Origin of the sequence: Pseudomonas sp. NPDC089741 (assembly GCF_044748825.1) — a bacterium.
GTDB lineage: Bacteria > Pseudomonadota > Gammaproteobacteria > Pseudomonadales > Pseudomonadaceae > Aquipseudomonas > Aquipseudomonas helmanticensis.
This window is the reverse complement of sequence record NZ_JBIVGT010000009.1, coordinates 101,996-118,966: the sequence shown is the minus strand read 5'-3', so window position 1 is coordinate 118,966 and position 16,971 is coordinate 101,996. Positions and strand designations below refer to the sequence as shown.

General features: G+C 61.1%; 17 protein-coding genes. 15 read left to right on the top strand and 2 right to left on the bottom strand.

Annotation, left to right across the window (positions count from 1 at the left end):
• Positions 1-43 precede the first annotated feature (43 nt).
• Genes ACIPZE_RS12375 through ACIPZE_RS12360 form a run of 4 tightly spaced genes read left to right on the top strand, consistent with a single transcriptional unit; the run spans position 44 to position 3,864 of the window.
• Complete coding sequence (locus ACIPZE_RS12375; RefSeq protein WP_400773065.1) at positions 44-1,561, top strand: TolC family protein; 1,518 nt, start codon at positions 44-46, stop codon at positions 1,559-1,561.
• Positions 1,545-2,150: an adenylyl-sulfate kinase gene (cysC, locus tag ACIPZE_RS12370; RefSeq protein WP_400773064.1), complete on the top strand. Its 606-nt coding sequence runs from the start codon at positions 1,545-1,547 to the stop codon at positions 2,148-2,150. Before ACIPZE_RS12375 ends, cysC begins: the two co-directional genes overlap by 17 nt.
• Complete coding sequence (locus ACIPZE_RS12365) at positions 2,147-2,932, top strand: aspartyl/asparaginyl beta-hydroxylase domain-containing protein (protein ID WP_400773062.1); 786 nt, start codon at positions 2,147-2,149, stop codon at positions 2,930-2,932. The genes cysC and ACIPZE_RS12365 overlap by 4 nt, the downstream gene beginning before the upstream one ends.
• Entirely contained in the window at positions 2,920-3,864 is a 945-nt protein-coding gene (locus ACIPZE_RS12360) for a sulfotransferase family protein (RefSeq protein ID WP_283438125.1), read from the top strand. The genes ACIPZE_RS12365 and ACIPZE_RS12360 overlap by 13 nt, the downstream gene beginning before the upstream one ends.
• Before the next feature lie 80 nt (positions 3,865-3,944).
• Here ACIPZE_RS12360 and ACIPZE_RS12355 read toward each other — a convergent pair whose 3' ends face one another.
• Together ACIPZE_RS12355 and ACIPZE_RS12350 are read right to left on the bottom strand one after the other, a co-directional pair.
• Complete coding sequence (locus ACIPZE_RS12355) at positions 3,945-4,703, bottom strand: slipin family protein (RefSeq protein WP_129387349.1); 759 nt, start codon at positions 4,701-4,703, stop codon at positions 3,945-3,947.
• Between the two features lie 2 nt (positions 4,704-4,705).
• The gene (locus tag ACIPZE_RS12350; RefSeq protein ID WP_400773060.1) at positions 4,706-5,257 is read right to left on the bottom strand and encodes an NfeD family protein; all 552 of its coding nucleotides are present in this window, start codon (positions 5,255-5,257) and stop codon (positions 4,706-4,708) included.
• Positions 5,258-5,410: 153 nt separating this feature from the next.
• On the opposite strand from ACIPZE_RS12350, the gene ACIPZE_RS12345 reads away from it, so the two are divergent.
• From ACIPZE_RS12345 to pgaA, 11 genes are all read left to right on the top strand, one after another.
• The gene (locus tag ACIPZE_RS12345; RefSeq protein ID WP_400773058.1) at positions 5,411-5,872 is read left to right on the top strand and encodes an aminoacyl-tRNA deacylase; all 462 of its coding nucleotides are present in this window, start codon (positions 5,411-5,413) and stop codon (positions 5,870-5,872) included.
• A 128-nt stretch (positions 5,873-6,000) separates the two neighbouring features.
• Entirely contained in the window at positions 6,001-6,246 is a 246-nt protein-coding gene (locus ACIPZE_RS12340) for a DUF2789 domain-containing protein (protein WP_283438122.1), read from the top strand.
• Between the two features lie 91 nt (positions 6,247-6,337).
• The gene (locus ACIPZE_RS12335) at positions 6,338-6,583 is read left to right on the top strand and encodes a hypothetical protein (protein WP_283438121.1); all 246 of its coding nucleotides are present in this window, start codon (positions 6,338-6,340) and stop codon (positions 6,581-6,583) included.
• A 123-nt stretch (positions 6,584-6,706) separates the two neighbouring features.
• On the top strand, positions 6,707-7,135 hold the full coding sequence (locus tag ACIPZE_RS12330; RefSeq protein ID WP_129387366.1) for a MarR family winged helix-turn-helix transcriptional regulator: 429 nt from the start codon (positions 6,707-6,709) through the stop codon (positions 7,133-7,135).
• Positions 7,132-9,195 carry an FUSC family protein gene (locus ACIPZE_RS12325; protein ID WP_400773055.1) on the top strand — a complete coding sequence of 688 codons (2,064 nt, stop codon included), beginning with the start codon at positions 7,132-7,134 and terminating at the stop codon, positions 9,193-9,195. Before ACIPZE_RS12330 ends, ACIPZE_RS12325 begins: the two co-directional genes overlap by 4 nt.
• Positions 9,192-9,401, top strand: coding sequence for a DUF1656 domain-containing protein (locus ACIPZE_RS12320; RefSeq protein WP_007917703.1), 210 nt, complete (start codon positions 9,192-9,194; stop codon positions 9,399-9,401). The genes ACIPZE_RS12325 and ACIPZE_RS12320 overlap by 4 nt, the downstream gene beginning before the upstream one ends.
• Complete coding sequence (locus tag ACIPZE_RS12315; RefSeq protein WP_129387370.1) at positions 9,398-10,300, top strand: HlyD family secretion protein; 903 nt, start codon at positions 9,398-9,400, stop codon at positions 10,298-10,300. Before ACIPZE_RS12320 ends, ACIPZE_RS12315 begins: the two co-directional genes overlap by 4 nt.
• Positions 10,297-11,739, top strand: a complete 1,443-nt coding sequence (locus tag ACIPZE_RS12310; protein WP_283438119.1) for an efflux transporter outer membrane subunit — start codon at positions 10,297-10,299, stop codon at positions 11,737-11,739. The genes ACIPZE_RS12315 and ACIPZE_RS12310 overlap by 4 nt, the downstream gene beginning before the upstream one ends.
• Before the next feature lie 93 nt (positions 11,740-11,832).
• The gene (locus ACIPZE_RS12305) at positions 11,833-12,468 is read left to right on the top strand and encodes an NADH:ubiquinone oxidoreductase subunit N (RefSeq protein ID WP_129387375.1); all 636 of its coding nucleotides are present in this window, start codon (positions 11,833-11,835) and stop codon (positions 12,466-12,468) included.
• Between the two features lie 248 nt (positions 12,469-12,716).
• Complete coding sequence (locus ACIPZE_RS12300; protein WP_400773053.1) at positions 12,717-14,222, top strand: YdgA family protein; 1,506 nt, start codon at positions 12,717-12,719, stop codon at positions 14,220-14,222.
• Between the two features lie 257 nt (positions 14,223-14,479).
• Complete coding sequence (gene pgaA / locus ACIPZE_RS12295) at positions 14,480-16,960, top strand: poly-beta-1,6 N-acetyl-D-glucosamine export porin PgaA (protein WP_400773051.1); 2,481 nt, start codon at positions 14,480-14,482, stop codon at positions 16,958-16,960.
• Positions 16,961-16,971: the final 11 nt, after the last annotated feature.

The following is a 16,971-nucleotide window of genomic DNA, read 5'->3' as shown; positions in this document are numbered from 1 at the left end:
CACAACTACTCAACACTGTGCAGGACCTAGGGGCGATCCAGGGATGAAAAGAACTCAGAAGTTGTTCGGCGCCAGCTTGCTGGCGCTGGCGGTCAGCGGATGTGCAGTGACCAGTGAACCGATTGAACGCAGCGTCAGTGAACAGCGGGCCAAAAGCGACCTGCAAAACATGTACAAGGATCAGGAACCGCTGCGCGGCCCGTTGACCCTGCATCAAGCCATGGCCCGCGCGGTGAAATACAACCTCGAAGGGCGTTTGAAGATCATGGAGGAAGCGTTGGCCAAGCGGCAGCTCGACCTCGCCAGTTTCGACATGCTGCCGCGCATGGCACTGGACGCCGGTTACGTCGGACGTAACAACGTCAACGCTTCCAGCAGCCAGAGCGTGCGCACCGGCACCCAGTCTCTGGAGCCGTCGACCTCGCAGGACCGCGACCGCGACGTCGCTGACCTGACCATGGTCTGGAACGTCCTCGACTTCGGCGTCAGTTACATCAGCGCCAAACAGCAGGGCGACCAGCGTCTGATTGTTCAGGAGCGTCGACGCAAGGTCATCAACACCATCGTCCAGGACGTGCGCTCGGCTTATTGGCGGGCGATGGCGGCCGAACGTCTGCTCAAACAGATCGACAGCCTGATGGCGCGGGTCGACACCGCCCGGCGTGATAGCGAAAGCATGAGCAGCCAGCGTATCGGCGACCCGGTGCAAGCGCTCGGTTATCAACGTTCGCTGATCGAAGCCACGCGCCAACTGGAAGAACAGCGGCGCGCCCTGTCGTTGGCGAAAACCGAACTGGCGACGCTGATCAACCTGCCGCTGGGCACCAACCTGACCCTGGCCACCGATGACGGTTATCAGGTGCCTGAACTCAAGGTCGATCTGGCCAAGCTTGAGCAGGAAGCACTGACCAGTCGCCCGGAACTGCGTGAGCAGGATTACCAGACGCGCATCAGCGCCGCCGAAACGCGCAAAGCCATGTTGCGCCTGCTGCCCGGTCTGGAGTTTTCCGCTGGCGGGCATTACGACAGCAACTCGTTCCTCGTCGAACAGGGCTGGGCCGACTATGGCGTCAAAGTCACCTGGAACCTGTTCAACGTGATTTCCGCACCGGCCGCCATCAACGTCGCCAAGGCCGGCGAAGAAGTCGCCAGTGCCCGGCGTCAGGCGATGTCGATCGCCGTGCTGGCCCAACTCTATGTGGCCAACGCCAACTATCAGGAAGCCAAGCGCCAGTTCAAGACCAACCAACAGCTGTCGGACATCGATGGGCAAATCGTCGGTCAGTTGCGCAACCGTCATCAGGCGGCGGGCATTGGTGAACTGGAACTGATTCAGGGCGAATTGAACAACCTGCAAGCGGACCTGCGGCGCGACCTGTCGTACGCCGATCTGCGCAATGCCTACGGCCAGATCTTCGCCAGCGCCGGCCTCGATCCGCTGCCGGACCAGGTGCAATCGACCGAAGTGCAATCGATCGCCACCGCGCTGGCCAATCGTGAATCGGCGTGGGCGGCGGGCGATATCTCCGTGCCCGTGGTGGCGCATGCCCCCGAGCAGTGATGTGCTGGCGCCACGCGCCAGTGTCATTCGCACGCAACGCGAGGCCCGCAACGGCCATCGCGGGGCGGCGATTCTGCTGACCGGTCTGCCGGCGGCGGGCAAGTCGACACTTGCCCAGGCGTTGCACGCCGAGTTGTTCGCACGGGGTTTGCACAGTGTGGTACTGGATGGCGACGGCTTGCGTGTCGGGCTTAATCGCGACCTCGGTTTTAGTGATGCAGACCGGTTGGAGAACATCCGCCGCGCCAGCGAACTCGCTGCGTTGCTGGTGGACAACGGCCAGATCGTGATTCTGGCGATGATTGCACCGCTGGCCGAGTTGCGTGAAGTGTTCGCCAGTCGCTTGGGCGACGACTATCGCGAGGTCTGGTGCAGCGCTTCATTGGCAGTCTGTGAGCAACGTGACCCGAAGGGCCATTACGCGCGCGCCCGGCGCGGTGAGCTGCCCGGGTTTACGGGCATCTCGGCGCCCTACGAGCCACCGGTGCAGGCGTCGCTGGTGCTCGATAGCGGCGCGCAGTCGGTGGACGCCTGCCTTGATCGCCTGCTGACCTGGCTCGGCGAATGTTCGGTGTTGCCTCGGACATGAGCCGACCGGCCTTCGCGCGCTTGCCGGTGACGCTGGATTTGCCGCGGCTGTTGCAAGCCTTGGCGGCCATTGACGAAGACGCTTGGCGCAGCCATTTCAATGCGGATTATTTTTCCGGCGAGTGGAGCGGTGTGGCGCTGATTTCAGCGCTCGACGCGCGCACCGAGTTGTCTCCCGGTCGTGGTGAACCGGTGCACCGCGCAGCCTGGCAGCATGATCAGCGCTGGTCGCGCGCGCTGCAGGATTTGCCGCTCGAAATCGTCAGTGCCCGACTCCTGCGGCTGGGGCCGGGCGGGCGGATTTATGAGCATCGTGACTACGATCTTGATGGCCCGGACGCCGATCTGCGCTTGCACATTCCGTTGCTCAGTCCACCCGATGTCGATTTCTGGCTCGACGGCCAGTGTGTGCCAATGCAGGCCGGCGAGTGCTGGTTTCTCGACCTCGCACGTGCGCATCGGGTGGCTAACCGTGACACCTCGGCGCGGGTGCATCTGGTCCTCGATTGTCGGCCCAGTGCCTGGCTGGCGCAGATGATTGCTCAAGGTCTACCGGACACGCCCGCGCCCAAGTTGTCTGAAAGCGCGCTGCAACGTTTTCAGCGTCGGCTGGCGGAGGATGCCGCGTTGTCTGCCGAGTTGCAGGCGCTGCAGGATCCGCAAATATTCATCAGCCGCACACTGGCGCTGGCCGCTGAACAGGGTCTGGAGTTTTCTCGCGAAGAATTGCGCGCGGCCATGCGCAATGGTCGCCGGCAATGGAATGAACAATGGAGCCACTGAATTTCGACGGCTGGTTGCCCATTCGGATCTGGCCGGTCGCCGGGCAATGGCAAGTGGATTGGTGCTGGTTCGGCGACACGCCGTTGCATCAGCCATTCTTTCGCGATGCGGTCGAAGATGCGCTGCGGCTGCCGTTCAACCAGGCATTCCGGCGCCAGACGCCATTGGCGGCGTTGACCGCTTGGCAAGCGCAAAGCCCGGGAATCGCCCCGAGCGCATTCGTTCTGCATGCCTCGCGCTGCGGTTCGACGTTGATCAGCCAGATGCTCGCGCAGCTCGACGATCACATCGTGGTGTCCGAACCACCACCGCTGGATGCCTTGTTGCGCAGCGATTTACCGGACGCCGAACGTCAGGCCGCGATTGCCGGTTTGCTTTCGGCGTATGGCCAGCGCCGGCGCGGTGTGGAAAAGCATCTGGTGATCAAACTCGATGCCTGGAACATCGGCGAATGGCCGCTGCTGCAAGCCTGTTTTGCCGATACGCCGTGGTTGTTTCTCTATCGTGACCCTTTGGAAATCGCGGTTTCCCACCTGCGCCGACCGGGCATGCACATGGTCCCGGGCATGCTCGGCGATTGCGTGCTGGAGGACGGCTTGCCGTTTGAGGGGCGCGAAGATTTCATCGCGCGGCGTGTGGGGCGGTTGCTCGAAGCGGGCTTGGTGCATTGCCGTGATGCGGCCGGTTTTCTGGTGAATTACAGCGAATTGCCGGCAGCGATGACGGGGCGGCTGGCGAGGTTTTTTCGCTTGAGCGATGAACAGCAGCAGCGGGTTTTTGCGGTAGCGACACGGCATGCGAAACAGCCTTCGCGTGCGTTCATTGCCGACGGAGAAGAGAAGCGCCGTGAGGCTTCGGCATTGTTGCAGGCACGCGTGCAGACGTGTGCGCGTGCGCCTTATGAAGCTTTGGAAAAATTGCGTGGAGCCTGAAAAGATCGCAGCCTGCGGCAGCTCCTACATTTGAATGTGATCCCCTGTAGGAGCTGCCGCAGGCTGCGATCTTTTGCTCTTCAGGACTTGCCGGACAGGTCCGCCATGCCCTTGAGCAGCTCGATCGGCAGCGGAAAGACAATCGTCGAACTCTTGTCCCCCGCAATCGAACTCAACGTCTGCATATAACGCAACTGCATTGCCCCCGGCTGGCGCCCGAGCATTTCCGCAGCCTGCATGAGTTTTTCCGAAGCCTGTAATTCACCTTCGGCATGAATCACCTTGGCCCGCCGTTCACGCTCGGCCTCGGCCTGTTTGGCGATGGCGCGGACCATCGACTCGTTGAGGTCGACGTGTTTGATCTCGACGTTGGCGACCTTGATGCCCCACGCGTCGGTCTGGGCGTCGAGCACTTGCTGGATATCGATGTTCAACTGCTCGCGCTCGGCCAATAACTCATCGAGTTCGTGTTTGCCAAGTACGGCACGCAGGGTGGTTTGCGCCAATTGGCTGGTGGCGGAGAGAAAGTCTTCCACCTGAATAATCGCCTTCTGCGGATCGAGCACGCGGAAATACAGCACTGCGTTGACCTTCACCGAGACGTTGTCGCGGGTGATCACATCCTGCGGCGGTACGTCGAGGACGACGGTGCGCAAGTCGACCCGAACCATTTGCTGCACCACCGGAATCAGCAGGATCAGCCCGGGGCCTTTGACTTGCCAGAAGCGTCCGAGCTGGAACACCACACCGCGTTCATATTCGCGCAGGATGCGAAATGTCGAGCCGGCGAGGGCAATCACCAAAAACAACAGCGCAACAAAACCGATTTGCAGACCCATGATCACTCTCCGAGCGGCGCCGCGTCAGCCGCGGCCACTTGCAGCAACAATCCCTTGCGAGCCACTACGCGCACCGATTGCCCGGTTTGCAGCGGCGTCGCGCTGAGTACTTGCCAGCGTTCGCCTTGCAACTGCACCCAACCGTTGCGGGCATCGCCCGGCTGCACGGTGGTGATTGCGGTCACGCTGCCGAGTAGCCCGGCGTCGCCACTGACCGCTTGGCGCGGGCGGGTTTTCAGCGCGCGAATCACTAGCGCGAGCAACAGCAGGGCGCTGATCAGACCGAGGCCGATCATCATCGGTATCGGCAATTCGGCGTTGCCCAGAATCAGCGCGCCGATGACAAACATGATGATCCCGCCCAGACCGATCACGCCGTAGTTGGGTAGCGCCGCTTCGGCGATCAGAAAGACGATGCCGAGGGTAATCAACCACAGGCCGAACGGACTCATCGGCGGCAACGGGGTGTCAGCGGCGAGGGCAGCGCCACTGATCAGCAGGAGCGAGACATACGTACAACAACGACTGTTCACGTGACCCTCCGCGAGAGTCATGGGCTGGTACTTTCAGTCTAGTTGAGCGTTGCGCTGTATGAATTTTGATCAATGTACGGATGTGTCCAGTGAGCGGATTTCCCCTCGCCAATCCCGCGCCGAACTAGACTCAAAGTCACCGCAACAACCTTCCGCGCGACACCGAGGTGCATCATGCGAATGGCAAAAAAGGTGCAAAGCAGCCTGACCCGGGCGCATTGCGAATATGACGTGGTCGCTCACCGGCATTCGTCCAGTAGCCTGGAAACCGCGCGAGTCGCCGGGGTACCCGCCGAGCGGGTGGCGAAATCGATCATCCTCGACGACCACCACGGGCACTACCTGATGGCCGTATTGCCGGCCAGCCGTCATCTGGATCTGAGCAAGGTGCGCAACAGCGGCGAATGGCAACTGACTCGCGAAAGCAATCTGGCGCACATCTTTGACGACTGCGAGCGCGGCGCGGTGCCGCCGCTGGGTGATTCCTACGGGCTGGACATGGTCATCGACCCGTTGCTGACGCGGCAGAAAGATATTTATCTGGAGGCGGGCAACCACAATTATCTGCTGCACATGAGCATGCCGGAGTTTCTGAAAATGGTGCCGCATCCCGAGGTGCGGGAGTTGAGTGATTAGGTTTTGCAGCGCCTGCACTGACGCCTTCGCGAGCAGGCTCGCTCCCACAGGTTGATCGCATTCCCCTGTGGGAGCGAGCCTGCTCGCGAATAATCTTCCAGACACCCCATTCATCAAGGAATTGCTCAATGGAAAGCCCAACGCACAGCTTGCCATCCCTGTTCAAACAACTCGGCCTTCCCGACGATCCGGTCAACATCGACAAATTCATCGCCACCCATTCCCCGCTCAAACCCGAACTGCATCTGGCCGATGCGTTTTTCTGGACGAAGAGCCAGTCGCAGTTCTTGCGCGACGAGATTCTGGATGACGCCGATTGGGCGGAGGTGGTGGATCAGTTGGATGTGATGTTGCGCAAGGGGCGGGATGCGTAGGGCTGGCGCAAAAACTTATTACAGATTGCCCGACTGATTTCAGCCCACATCGGAGTAGCGTTCCGGTTCTGAAAACCAGGAGAGCAAAGCGATGCCCCCGCTTTTGCCTGTAGAAACAATCGATATTGCGCAATTAGCAGACAAACTTGAGGCAATCATCCAAAGCAGCCGATTCGGGCCGATTGCTGTGCAGAATCATGATCAAACGGTGGCTTATTTGATATCCGCACCGTTGTATGAGGATCTACTGAACACGCTGGATGATCTCGAACTGGCTTCCGTCGTTCACTCACGCCGTGAGGAGGTTGGCCTTCCTCACGAGATCGACGACCTCTAAATATTGTCACTCTGGGAAGATTTGTTTCAAAACTTGACTGAAATTCCCCTCCAATGCGATATTGATAGTTAGCAAACTAACAGTGTGCATTTCCCCGTGCCGAACGAACTCGACGCTCTCCAGATGAACATCAGCAGTGCCATGGTGGTGGCCGCCAGGCATTGGCGGAAGATCTGCCAGACCACGCTGGTCAACTATGGAATCTCCGAAGCCTGCGCCGTGCCGTTGTTGATGATCGGCCGGTTGGGCGAGGGCGTGCGTCAGGTGCAGGTGGCGCAGGCGGCCGGGATGGAGAGTCCGTCGCTGGTGCGTCTGCTCGATCAGTTGTGTCATTCCGGCTACGTCTGCCGGACCGAAGATGCCCACGATCGCCGCGCCAAGTGCCTGAGCCTGACCGATACCGGGCGTGAACTGGTGCAAGCGGTCGAGATCGAACTGGTGCGCTTGCGTCATGAGGTGCTCGAAGGCATCGATCAAAGCGATCTGGAAGCTACGCTTCGGGTACTCAGAGCTTTTGAGGCGGCCAATCCGCCTGTGGTGGTCAATTCTTGAACGGTTTTTTCTCTGGCATTCCGCCGGCCCGCGACTGGTTTTACGGGGTCCGTACTTTTGCAGCGTCGATGATCGCGCTGTACATCGCCTTGCTTATGCAAATGCCGCGTCCGTATTGGGCGATGGCCACGGTTTACATCGTCTCCAGCCCGTTTCTCGGGCCGACCAGTTCCAAGGCGTTATACCGCGCAATCGGTACCTTTCTCGGCGCGGCCGCGGCGGTTTTTTTCGTGCCGATGTTCGTCCAGAGCCCGTATGTGCTGGTGGTGGTCATTGCGCTGTGGACGGGGATTTTGCTGTTCATGTCCCTGCATCTGCGCACGGCCAACAGCTACGCGCTGATGCTCGCCGGTTACACCTTGCCGCTGATTGCCTTGCCGGTGGTGGATAACCCGCTGGCGGTGTGGGACGTGGCGGAAGCGCGTACAGAGGAAATTTTTCTCGGCATCGCCGTCGCTGCCGTGGTCGGTGCGATGTTCTGGCCGCGACGCTTGGCGCCGGTGTTCAACGATGCCGTGAGCAAGTGGTTCGCCGACGCGACCACCTACAGCCTGAAATTTCTCAGCCGCGACGTGCAGCCCGAAGAAGTCACCGCGCTGCGCATGGCCATGGTCGCCAACTTCAACAGCCTCGAATTGATGATCGGCCAGTTGCCCCACGAAGGCTCGCGACCGCAAACCGTGCGCAACACCAAAGAACTGCGCGGGCGAATGATTCATCTGCTGCCGGTGATTGATGCGCTGGAAGACTCGCTCTACGCCCTCGAACGGCGCACACCAGAGCTGGTGGAAAAATTCGAACCGCTGCTGGTCGCAACCCGCGAATGGCTGGCTCATCAGGACGCCGATCTCGACCGTTGGCAAGCGCTGAAAGATCAGCTCGAAGCCCTGCAACCGAGCGCTGCCGCATTGGAAGATCGCCGGCAACTGCTGTTCTCCAACTCGATTTATCGCCTCGGTGAATTCATCGATCTTTGGCAGGACTGCCGCAGCCTGCAAGACGCCATTCTTTGCGAGCGTCAGGACAACTGGCGCGCGGTTTACCGCCATTGGCGTCTCGGTCGCCTGAAGCCGTTTCTTGACCGTGGCCTGATGATGTATTCGGTGGCCTCGACGATTCTGGCGATCATCACCGCCTCGGTGCTGTGGATTCTGCTCGGCTGGCCGGACGGCGGCAGCGCGGTGATTCTGGCGGCGGTGGCGTGCAGCTTCTTCGCCTCGATGGACGACCCGGCACCGCAGATCTACCGGTTCTTTTTCTGGACCGGCATGTCGGTGCTGTTCGCCAGCCTTTACCTGTTTTTGATTCTGCCCAACTTGCACGATTTCCCGATGCTGGTGCTGGCGTTTTCCATCCCGTTCATCTGCGTCGGCACCCTGACCGTGCAGCCGCGTTTCTACCTCGGCATGCTGCTGACGCTGGTCAACACCTCGTCTTTCATCAGTATTCAAGGCGCTTACGACGCGGACTTCTTCGCCTTCGTGAACTCCAACCTGGCGGGGCCGATGGGGCTGTTGTTTGCCTTCATCTGGACGCTGGTCGCGCGACCGTTCGGCGCTGAGCTGGCGGCCAAGCGCCTGACTCGTTTCAGCTGGAAAGACATCGTCCACATGACCGAGCCGGCCAACCTCGCCGAGCACCGCCAGTTGGGTGTGCAGTTGCTCGATCGGCTGATGCAGCATCTGCCGCGTCTCGCTCTCACCGGTCAGGACACCGGCATTGCCATGCGTGAAGTGCGCGTCGGCCTCAACCTGCTCGACTTGCTCGCCTACACCCCACGGGTGACCGGCGCGCCGAATGCGTTGTTGCAGCAAGTGGTCAGCGAGGTCGGCGAGTATTTCCGCGCCTGCCTCAAGGCTGGTGAACGCTTGCCGGCGCCAGCGCCTTTACTGATGACCATGGATCGCGCCCGCCGCGCACTCAACGGTCACGGCGATGATGAAACCCGGCTAAACCTGTTGCACGCCTTGAGCGGTTTGCGTCTGGCGTTGCTGCCCGGCGTCGAATTCGTCTCCAGCGCCGAGCCCGAAGAACCGCTGCCCGATGGAGCGCCCCTATGATCGGTGATCTGGACATCAGCGGCATTTTCCTGCCGACCCTGCTGGTGCTGATGGGCATCACTTATGTGCTGTTTTTGCTGGTGCATGCCGTGCTTACGCGTGTGCACTTTTACCGTCTGGTCTGGCACCGGGCATTGTTCAACGTGGCCCTCTACGCGGTACTGCTGTACGGCGTGGACTCACTCAGTCGATACCTGATGACATGAAAAAACCGTTCTTGACCATCGGTCGCGTGGTACTGACCCTGCTGATCGTGACTTTTGCCGTTGTCCTCGTCTGGCGCATGGTGATGTATTACATGTTCGCGCCGTGGACCCGTGACGGCCACATTCGCGCCGACATCATCCAGATCGCTCCGGACGTGTCCGGATTGATCCAGCAGGTTGAAGTGAAAGACAACCAGTTGATCAAGCGCGGCCAGGTGCTGTTCAGCATCGATCAGGATCGCTTCAAACTGGCTCTGCGTCAGGCCAAAGCGGCTGTCGCTGATCGCGAAGAAACCCTCGCTCAAGCCCAGCGCGAAGCCAAGCGTAACCGTGGCCTCGGCAACCTGGTGCCCGCCGAGCAACTGGAAGAAAGCCAATCGAAGGTCGCCCGTGCGCAATCGGCGCTGGCCGAAGCCATGGTCACCGTGGACAGCGCTCAGCTCAACCTCGACCGCTCGGTGATCCGCAGCCCGGTGGACGGTTACGTCAACGACCGTGCGCCGCGACCGCAGGAATTCGTCACTGCCGGGCGTCCGGTGTTGTCGGTGGTCGACAGCAACTCGTTCCACATTGACGGTTATTTTGAGGAGACCAAACTCGACGGCATTCATGTCGGCCAGTCGGTGGATATCCGTGTGATCGGCGACCGCGCCAAATTGCGCGGGCACGTCGAAAGCATCGTCGCCGGTATCGAAGACCGCGACCGTACCAGCGGCAGCAACCTGCTACCGAACGTCAACCCGGCGTTTAGCTGGGTGCGGCTGGCGCAGCGGATTCCGGTGCGGATTGCCTTTGATGACGTGCCGGAAGATTTCCGCATGATCGCCGGGCGCACCGCGACGGTGTCGATTATCGAAGACGCAAAAGTCGACGATAAAAAGCAGGAGTCCGCGCAATGAGCAGGGCCCTGATGATCGCCGGGTTGGGCGTGATGTTGTCGGCTTGTCAGATGGTCGGGCCGGATTATCACGTGCCTGAAAATTCGGCCGTTCAGCGCAAGGATTTTCAGGGCGAATTGGCCGTCGACGGTAAACCTGTGGTCTCGGCACCGGTGCCGGCAGACTGGTGGCGGCTGTATAAAGACCCGCGTCTGGATCAACTGGTGCAGCAGGCCATGGCGTCCAACACCGATCTGCGCGTCGCCGCCGCCAACTTGCAGCGCGCCCGCGCTCAGGTCGATGAGGCCGAGGCCGCTGGCGGCTGGAGCGCTGGGGTGAAAATGGGTGCCCAGCGTTTGCAGGAATCCGGACAGGCTTACCTGCTGCCGGAAAAGGTGCCAGTGGCCAACGTTGGCGATATTGGCATCAGCGCGTCTTATCAGTTCGATCTGTGGGGCACCTTACAGCGCGGCATTGAAGGCGCGAAAGCCAACGCCGACGCCACCCAAGCCGCAGCGGATACCGCGCGCATTACTTTGGTGGCAGACGTGGTGCGTGCTTACACGCAAGTCTGCGCGGCCAACGAAGAACGCGAAATCGCCCAGCATTCCCTTGACCTGCAATCGCAAGGCACCACGCTCATCCAGCGTCTGCGCGATGCCGGGCGCGGCGATGAAACCCAGGTCACCCGTTCGCAGACCCAATTCAAATCCCTGCGCGCCGACATGCCGCGCTATGAAGCGGCGCGTCAGGCCGGGTTGTTCCGGCTGTCGATGCTGTTGGCGAAACCGGTCGATCAATTGCCGGCCGGCACTGCGACGTGCGCCGAGCTGCCGAAGATCGCTCAACGGGTGCCGGTCGGAGACGGCGCGGCGCTGCTCAAGCGTCGTCCGGACATTCGTCAGGCTGAACGACGTCTGGCGGCTGCGACTGCCGGAATCGGTGTCGCCACCGGCGAGCTGTACCCGGACATCAGCATCGGCGCGACCATCGGCACTGTCGGTATCATTGATGACCTCGGTGATCCGTCGACCAACCGCTGGGGCTTCGGCCCATCGCTGAGCTGGAAAGTGCCGACCAACGGCGCTCGCGCGCGAATCCGTGAAGCCGAAGCCACAACCCAGGGCGCACTGGCGCACTTCGACGGTGTGGTGCTCAACGCCATTCGCGAAACCCAGACTGGCCTCGCTCAGTACAGCGCGCTGCTGCAACGCCGCGATGCGCTGGCCGACGCCGAACAGTCGGCGAAACTGGCCGCCGACCAGACCCACCGCTTCTTTCAGGCCGGCCGCGAGTCGTTCCTGGCTGATCTGCAAGCGACCCGCACCTACACCGATGTCACCGCGCAACTGGCCGCCGCCAACACTCAAGTCGCGATGAGCCAGATCGATTTGTTCCTCGCCCTCGGTGGCGGTTGGGAAAGCGGACGAACGCACGCTCCAAGCCCCAGCAAACCCTGAGGCCGTTGCTATGCTTTGAAGTGTTGGAAGGGCGCCCCGTGCAAAGCACCCTTCCAGCGCACATTGCTAGCGCTGGTCTAGGGGAAACCAATAATGAAAAACCCTTACGCTCTCGGCTTCTGGTGCGCCCTCGCAGCGCTGCTACTGCTATCGGCCACCTATTTCTACGGCATCATGCTGGCCCACCAGATCGACAAGGCCATGATTTTTCTCGACAGCGCCACGGCGTTGATCGCGGTCATGGCAATTGTTGTGGTGGCGTGGGCGTCGGTGCAGGTGCAGCGGGTCAAGAAACGGCAGCTTGAACAGGGCAAGACCCTGGTGCTGATCTGGGATACCAAAGTCGCCCTACGCCGGGTCGAAACCGTGTTCGACCGGTATTTCTGGGGCAGCTATTGGCAACCGGGGCGTACGTTCGCCGAAGTCATGGGCGAACTTACCGGCACGCCGCTGGAAAAAAGCCTCGAAGCGCTGAAAAAGCAGTGTCTGGAACTCGACAAGCAAATCGATGGCGAGGGCTGGCACTGGCTCAACAACGCTCGTGAATTGTCGGATGTCGCCACGGCCATGGCCCGTGAGCGTTATCAGCTGGATTTCTGCGATCCGCGCGCCGACGGGCCGGGCGGCGCGGTGATCGATCGGGACTTTGAAGTGCTGGTCTACACATGGACCGCGCGGCTGAAAAGCTTTGATCATCAGCTGGATGAGATCGAGGTTCAGTATTCCTGAACAGCAAAAGATCGCAGCCTGCGGCAGCTCCTACATTGGAACGTGTTTCCCTGTAGGAGCTGCCGCAGGCTGCGATCTTTTTGCTTTCCCGAGTGTCCATAGACACTCTTTAACCTTTAAACATTGGGCCACCTTGCGCGCCCGGTGCTAATCTCCACCGCTGAATTCAGCGGAGTCGAGCCGCGACCCGGTCACGGGTTCAGGGAAGACGACCACACTCACAGCCACGGAAATCGATCAGGTCATTCATGAATAAATCAGCAGGCGTGCTCCTCGGAATTGTTGTTGCCATCGGTGCCATCAGCGCTGGCGGGGCCTGGTACACCGGGACCAAGATCGAAGGCGTGTTGAACAACGCCGTCAGCAACGCCAACAAAGAGCTGCAGACCGCCATGGCCGGCTCCAACGGCACCGCGTCGCTGGAACTGGTGTCGCTGGATCGCCACACCTTCACCAGCACCGCGCACTATCGCCTCAAGGGTGAAGGCGAGATGTTCGGCGACAAGCCGGTCGAATTGCTCTTCGTCGACCACATCGAACACGGTCCGCTGCCGTTCTCGCGTCTGTTTTCGCTGAAATGGCTGCCAGTCATGGCCACCAGCAACTACGAGCTGGAAAAGAATGCCGCCACCGAGAAGTGGTTCGCCGCGACCAAGGGCGCTGCGCCGCTCAAAGGCGTGACCAATATCGGCTACGACGAATCCACCACCAGTACCCTCGACCTCGTGCCATTCGAAACCGCGCTGGATGAGCAGTCGAGCCTGAAGTTCTCCGGCCTGACCATGAACATTTCCGCCAGCGCTCAGGCGCAGAAGGTCAAGGCTGACGGTTACATGGACAACCTGAAACTGGTCACCGTCGCTGAAGATCAGGCACCGGTGCAGGTCGAGTTGAATGGTCTGACCCTGGCCAGCAACCTCGCGAAAAGCAGCTACGGCTACTACACCGGCGAAAACACCCTGGAGCTGACCAGCAGCAAAACCACCTTCGGCCCCAAGCAGTCGGTGCTCGGCGTGAACAACTTCGAAATGAAGAACCTCACCGAAGAAAGTGGCAGCAACGCCTCCGGTCGTGCTGACTACAAGATTGGTGAAGTCAGCCTCAACGACAAGAAAATCGGTTCGGCGAGCATGGCCATGAGCCTGAAGAACCTCGACATCCCGTCGACGATGTCGCTGATGCAGATCTACCAGACCAAGTTGCAGCCGTACGAAAAAGCCGCTGCCGAGGCCGCTGCTCAAGGTCTGCCAGCGCCAGAGCTGAACCTGACCGACGCGGAAAATGCGCAAGTCAAAGCCGACCTGCAAAAACTCCTCGCGGCTGGCCCGCAGATTGCCCTGGAAAACCTCTCGTTCAACACCGCCAACGGTGAGAGCCGCGCCAACCTGGTGATTGACCTGACCAAGCCGCAATCGATGGATCTGCCACCGGATCAACTGGGCAAACAATTGGTCGCGCTGCTCGATCTGAACATTCAGGTGTCCAAGCCGATGCTGGTCGATCTGCTCAGCGTGCAGGCGCAACTGGACGGTCAGACTGACGCCAAAGCCATTGTTGATCAGTCCAAGGAAGCGGCTGACATGTTCGCCGGCATGGCGGTCGGTTCGCAGTTGGCGGTCGTTGACGGTACCAACGTCGTGACCAAGTTGCATTACGCCGCCAATCAGGTCGAATTCAACGGCCAGAAGATGACCGTTGAACAGTTCGTCGGCTTCCTGATGAGCAAGTTCGCAGGCGTCACGCAAGTGCAGTAATTCTGCGCTCTAAATAGCAACGCCCGGTCTCCGTATCGCACGGACGCCGGGCGTTTTGCTGTCTGGCGTTCGGGTTTTCGGTGTCGCGGCCGGGCAGCCGCTTCGATTCTGAACAAATATTGTGTTCTGAATTCTGGTCTACGCTTGCGTGCAAGACTGCCTGACTAAGCTTGGCCGAGTGCTGTCAGTTTCGGCCACCGTTACGAATGGGCAAGGAGGGCATTGCGACCCGGCTGGCCATGTAAGGATGCTGACGAATGCCGCGTATTGATGTTCCCGTATTACATCGTGGTCTACGCCCGTTGTTCCGTGTCGCGCTGTGCAGCCAGTTGCTTTGGCCGGCATTGGCGTTTGCCGACACACCCTATGATCAGATGGTGCGTGATGCCCGTGCCGGGCAAACCACGCCTGCGCTGACGGTGCTGCGTCAGGTGCCGCCGGGTCAGTCGACCACCGGGCAGATCAGCGATCACCTGCAAATCGCCAGTTGGGCCGGGCTCGACGCCGAAGTGGTGCAGGTCTATGAAACCCAGGGCCGTGACCGTGTCTTGCCGGTGCAGGCACTGACAGCCACCGCCCGCGCCTACCGCAATCTCAAGCGCTGGGATCAGGCAACTCAGGTTTACAACAAGGCCTTGGCGCTGGAACCGGATAACGCTGATCTGCAACTGGGCCTTGCCCTGACTCAGGCTGACGCCGGTAAACCTGACGAAGCGGTGACTCGCGCCAAAGCGCTGGTGGCGGCAAAGCCTGATGATCCTTCGCGCCGCCTCGCGCTGGGCTACGCCCTGACCCGCGCCGGCAAGCAATACGACGCGCTTTTCGAATACGACCAAGCCTTCAAACGCGCCGGCAGCAAACCGGAGGTCGCGCGCGAATACGTGGTCGCCCTGCAAAAGGCACGTCTGCCGGAACCGGCACTGCGCTTGGCCAGTCAACGGCCGGGACTGATCGATCCGGTGACCTTGCGCCGCCTCGAAGGCGATCTCGCCGCCGAGCGCGTACGCCTCGCCGAATACGCCACGCGCAGTGAGAGTGAACGCTACGTCATCGCCGACCGGGCGCTCGCCGACTACGACAAACTGCTCGCCACCTGGACACCGGACGCCACGGCGCACGACGACGTGGTGCGCTGGCGCATTGATCGCATGGGCGCGCTCAAGGCCCGTGCACGCACCGCCGACGTCATCACGGAGTACCAGAAGCTGCAAGCCGAAGGCGTGAAGATTCCGACCTACGCGTTGCGCTGGGTGGCGGCGTCTTATCTGGATCAACGCGAGCCGGAAATCGCCGCCGATCTCTATCGCCAGGTGCTGTCCGCTCCGGACGCCGATGCCGGCGACCGCCTCGAAGACACCACGGCGCTGTATTACGCGTTGCTGGAAAGCGATCGCGCCGACGAGGCACGTAAAGTGGCGGAAGACGCCGCCAAGTCGCAGCGCCCGCGCATCGAACTCAAGGGCTTGCCGATCGGCAACCCCAACGATGAATGGATGGACGCCCAGCAACTGGCGGCGCAGGCCGGCACCTACGGTTCCGACCTGCCGCATGGCGAGGAACGCTTGCAGACCCTGGTCGACCAGGCGCCGGGCAACGTCGGCTTGCGTCTGGCCCAGGCCGATCTGTACCTCGCCCGCCAATGGCCGCGCCGCGCAGAAATCCAGCTCAAGGAAACCGAGAGCATGGTGCCGCGCGACATGGGCCTGGAAATCGGCCAGGCGCACACCGCAATGGAATTGCAGGAATGGCGGCAAATGGATGCGCTGACCGACGACGTCGTCGCGCGTTATCCGGACAACCGTCAGGTCCAGCGTCTGGCGCGCGAGCGCGAAGTCCATGACATGTCCGAACTGCGCGTCGAAGCCTACGGCGGCAAGGCCAATGGTGGCGGCAGCAGTGGTGCGGGCGCCGTCAGCGGTAGCCGCGATTTCGGTATTCAGAGCACGCTCTACAGCCCGCCGATCAATGAAGACTGGCGCGTCTTTGCCGGCGTCGGTTATGCCACCGGCGACTTTGCCGAAGGCACCGGCAACCATCGCTTCCAGCGCGTCGGCCTGGAGCGGCGGACCCGCGACATGACTCTCGAAGCCGAAGTCTCCAATCACGATTACGGCTACGGCGACAAACAGGGCGCGCGTCTGGCGATCGCCCGCGACATCAACGACCACTGGCAGTACGGCGGCAGCCTCGAATACCTCTCGGCGGAAACGCCGCTGCGCGCGCTCAACAGCGACATCAAGGCCAACGGCGGCAGCGGCTTCATCCGCTGGCGCGCCAACGAAAGCCGCGAGTGGCGCCTGTCGGTGAGCCCGTCGCACTTCAGCGACGGCAACGACCGTGTCGAAGCCTTGCTCACGGGTCGCGAGGGCGTTTACAGCGCGCCGAACATTCAGGTCGATGCCGGTCTGGAAGTCGGCACCAGCCACAACTCGAAATCCGATGACGTGCCGTACTTCAACCCGAAATCCGACTTCAGCGTGATGCCGCTGGTCAACGTCAATCACGTCCTTTACCACCGCTACGAAACGTCCTGGAGTCAGCAATTCCAGGCCGGCGCGGGGACGTATAGCCAGCGTGATCACGGCACCGGCGGCATGGCCTTGCTCGGCTACGGCCAACGCTATGCCTGGAACGACGTGTTCGAGGTGGGCGGTTTGTTCAGTGTGATCAACCGGCCCTACGACGGTGATCGGGAGACCGATCTGCGTCTGCTCGTCGACCTCACTTTCCGCTTCTAGAAGAGTTTGAA

Excerpts from the sequence above, each read along its gene's own strand:
- ACIPZE_RS12375 (WP_400773065.1), top strand. The coding sequence starts at position 44 with ATGAAAAGAACTCAGAAGTTGTTCGGCGCCAGCTTGCTGGCGCTGGCG.
- cysC (WP_400773064.1), top strand. The coding sequence starts at position 1,545 with ATGCCCCCGAGCAGTGATGTGCTGGCGCCACGCGCCAGTGTCATTCGC.
- ACIPZE_RS12365 (WP_400773062.1), top strand. The coding sequence starts at position 2,147 with ATGAGCCGACCGGCCTTCGCGCGCTTGCCGGTGACGCTGGATTTGCCG.
- ACIPZE_RS12360 (WP_283438125.1), top strand. The coding sequence starts at position 2,920 with ATGGAGCCACTGAATTTCGACGGCTGGTTGCCCATTCGGATCTGGCCG.
- ACIPZE_RS12355 (WP_129387349.1), bottom strand. The coding sequence starts at position 4,703 with ATGGGTCTGCAAATCGGTTTTGTTGCGCTGTTGTTTTTGGTGATTGCC.
- ACIPZE_RS12350 (WP_400773060.1), bottom strand. The coding sequence starts at position 5,257 with ATGACTCTCGCGGAGGGTCACGTGAACAGTCGTTGTTGTACGTATGTC.
- ACIPZE_RS12345 (WP_400773058.1), top strand. The coding sequence starts at position 5,411 with ATGCGAATGGCAAAAAAGGTGCAAAGCAGCCTGACCCGGGCGCATTGC.
- ACIPZE_RS12340 (WP_283438122.1), top strand. The coding sequence starts at position 6,001 with ATGGAAAGCCCAACGCACAGCTTGCCATCCCTGTTCAAACAACTCGGC.
- ACIPZE_RS12335 (WP_283438121.1), top strand. The coding sequence starts at position 6,338 with ATGCCCCCGCTTTTGCCTGTAGAAACAATCGATATTGCGCAATTAGCA.
- ACIPZE_RS12330 (WP_129387366.1), top strand. The coding sequence starts at position 6,707 with ATGAACATCAGCAGTGCCATGGTGGTGGCCGCCAGGCATTGGCGGAAG.
- ACIPZE_RS12320 (WP_007917703.1), top strand. The coding sequence starts at position 9,192 with ATGATCGGTGATCTGGACATCAGCGGCATTTTCCTGCCGACCCTGCTG.
- ACIPZE_RS12315 (WP_129387370.1), top strand. The coding sequence starts at position 9,398 with ATGAAAAAACCGTTCTTGACCATCGGTCGCGTGGTACTGACCCTGCTG.
- ACIPZE_RS12310 (WP_283438119.1), top strand. The coding sequence starts at position 10,297 with ATGAGCAGGGCCCTGATGATCGCCGGGTTGGGCGTGATGTTGTCGGCT.
- ACIPZE_RS12305 (WP_129387375.1), top strand. The coding sequence starts at position 11,833 with ATGAAAAACCCTTACGCTCTCGGCTTCTGGTGCGCCCTCGCAGCGCTG.
- ACIPZE_RS12300 (WP_400773053.1), top strand. The coding sequence starts at position 12,717 with ATGAATAAATCAGCAGGCGTGCTCCTCGGAATTGTTGTTGCCATCGGT.
- pgaA (WP_400773051.1), top strand. The coding sequence starts at position 14,480 with ATGCCGCGTATTGATGTTCCCGTATTACATCGTGGTCTACGCCCGTTG.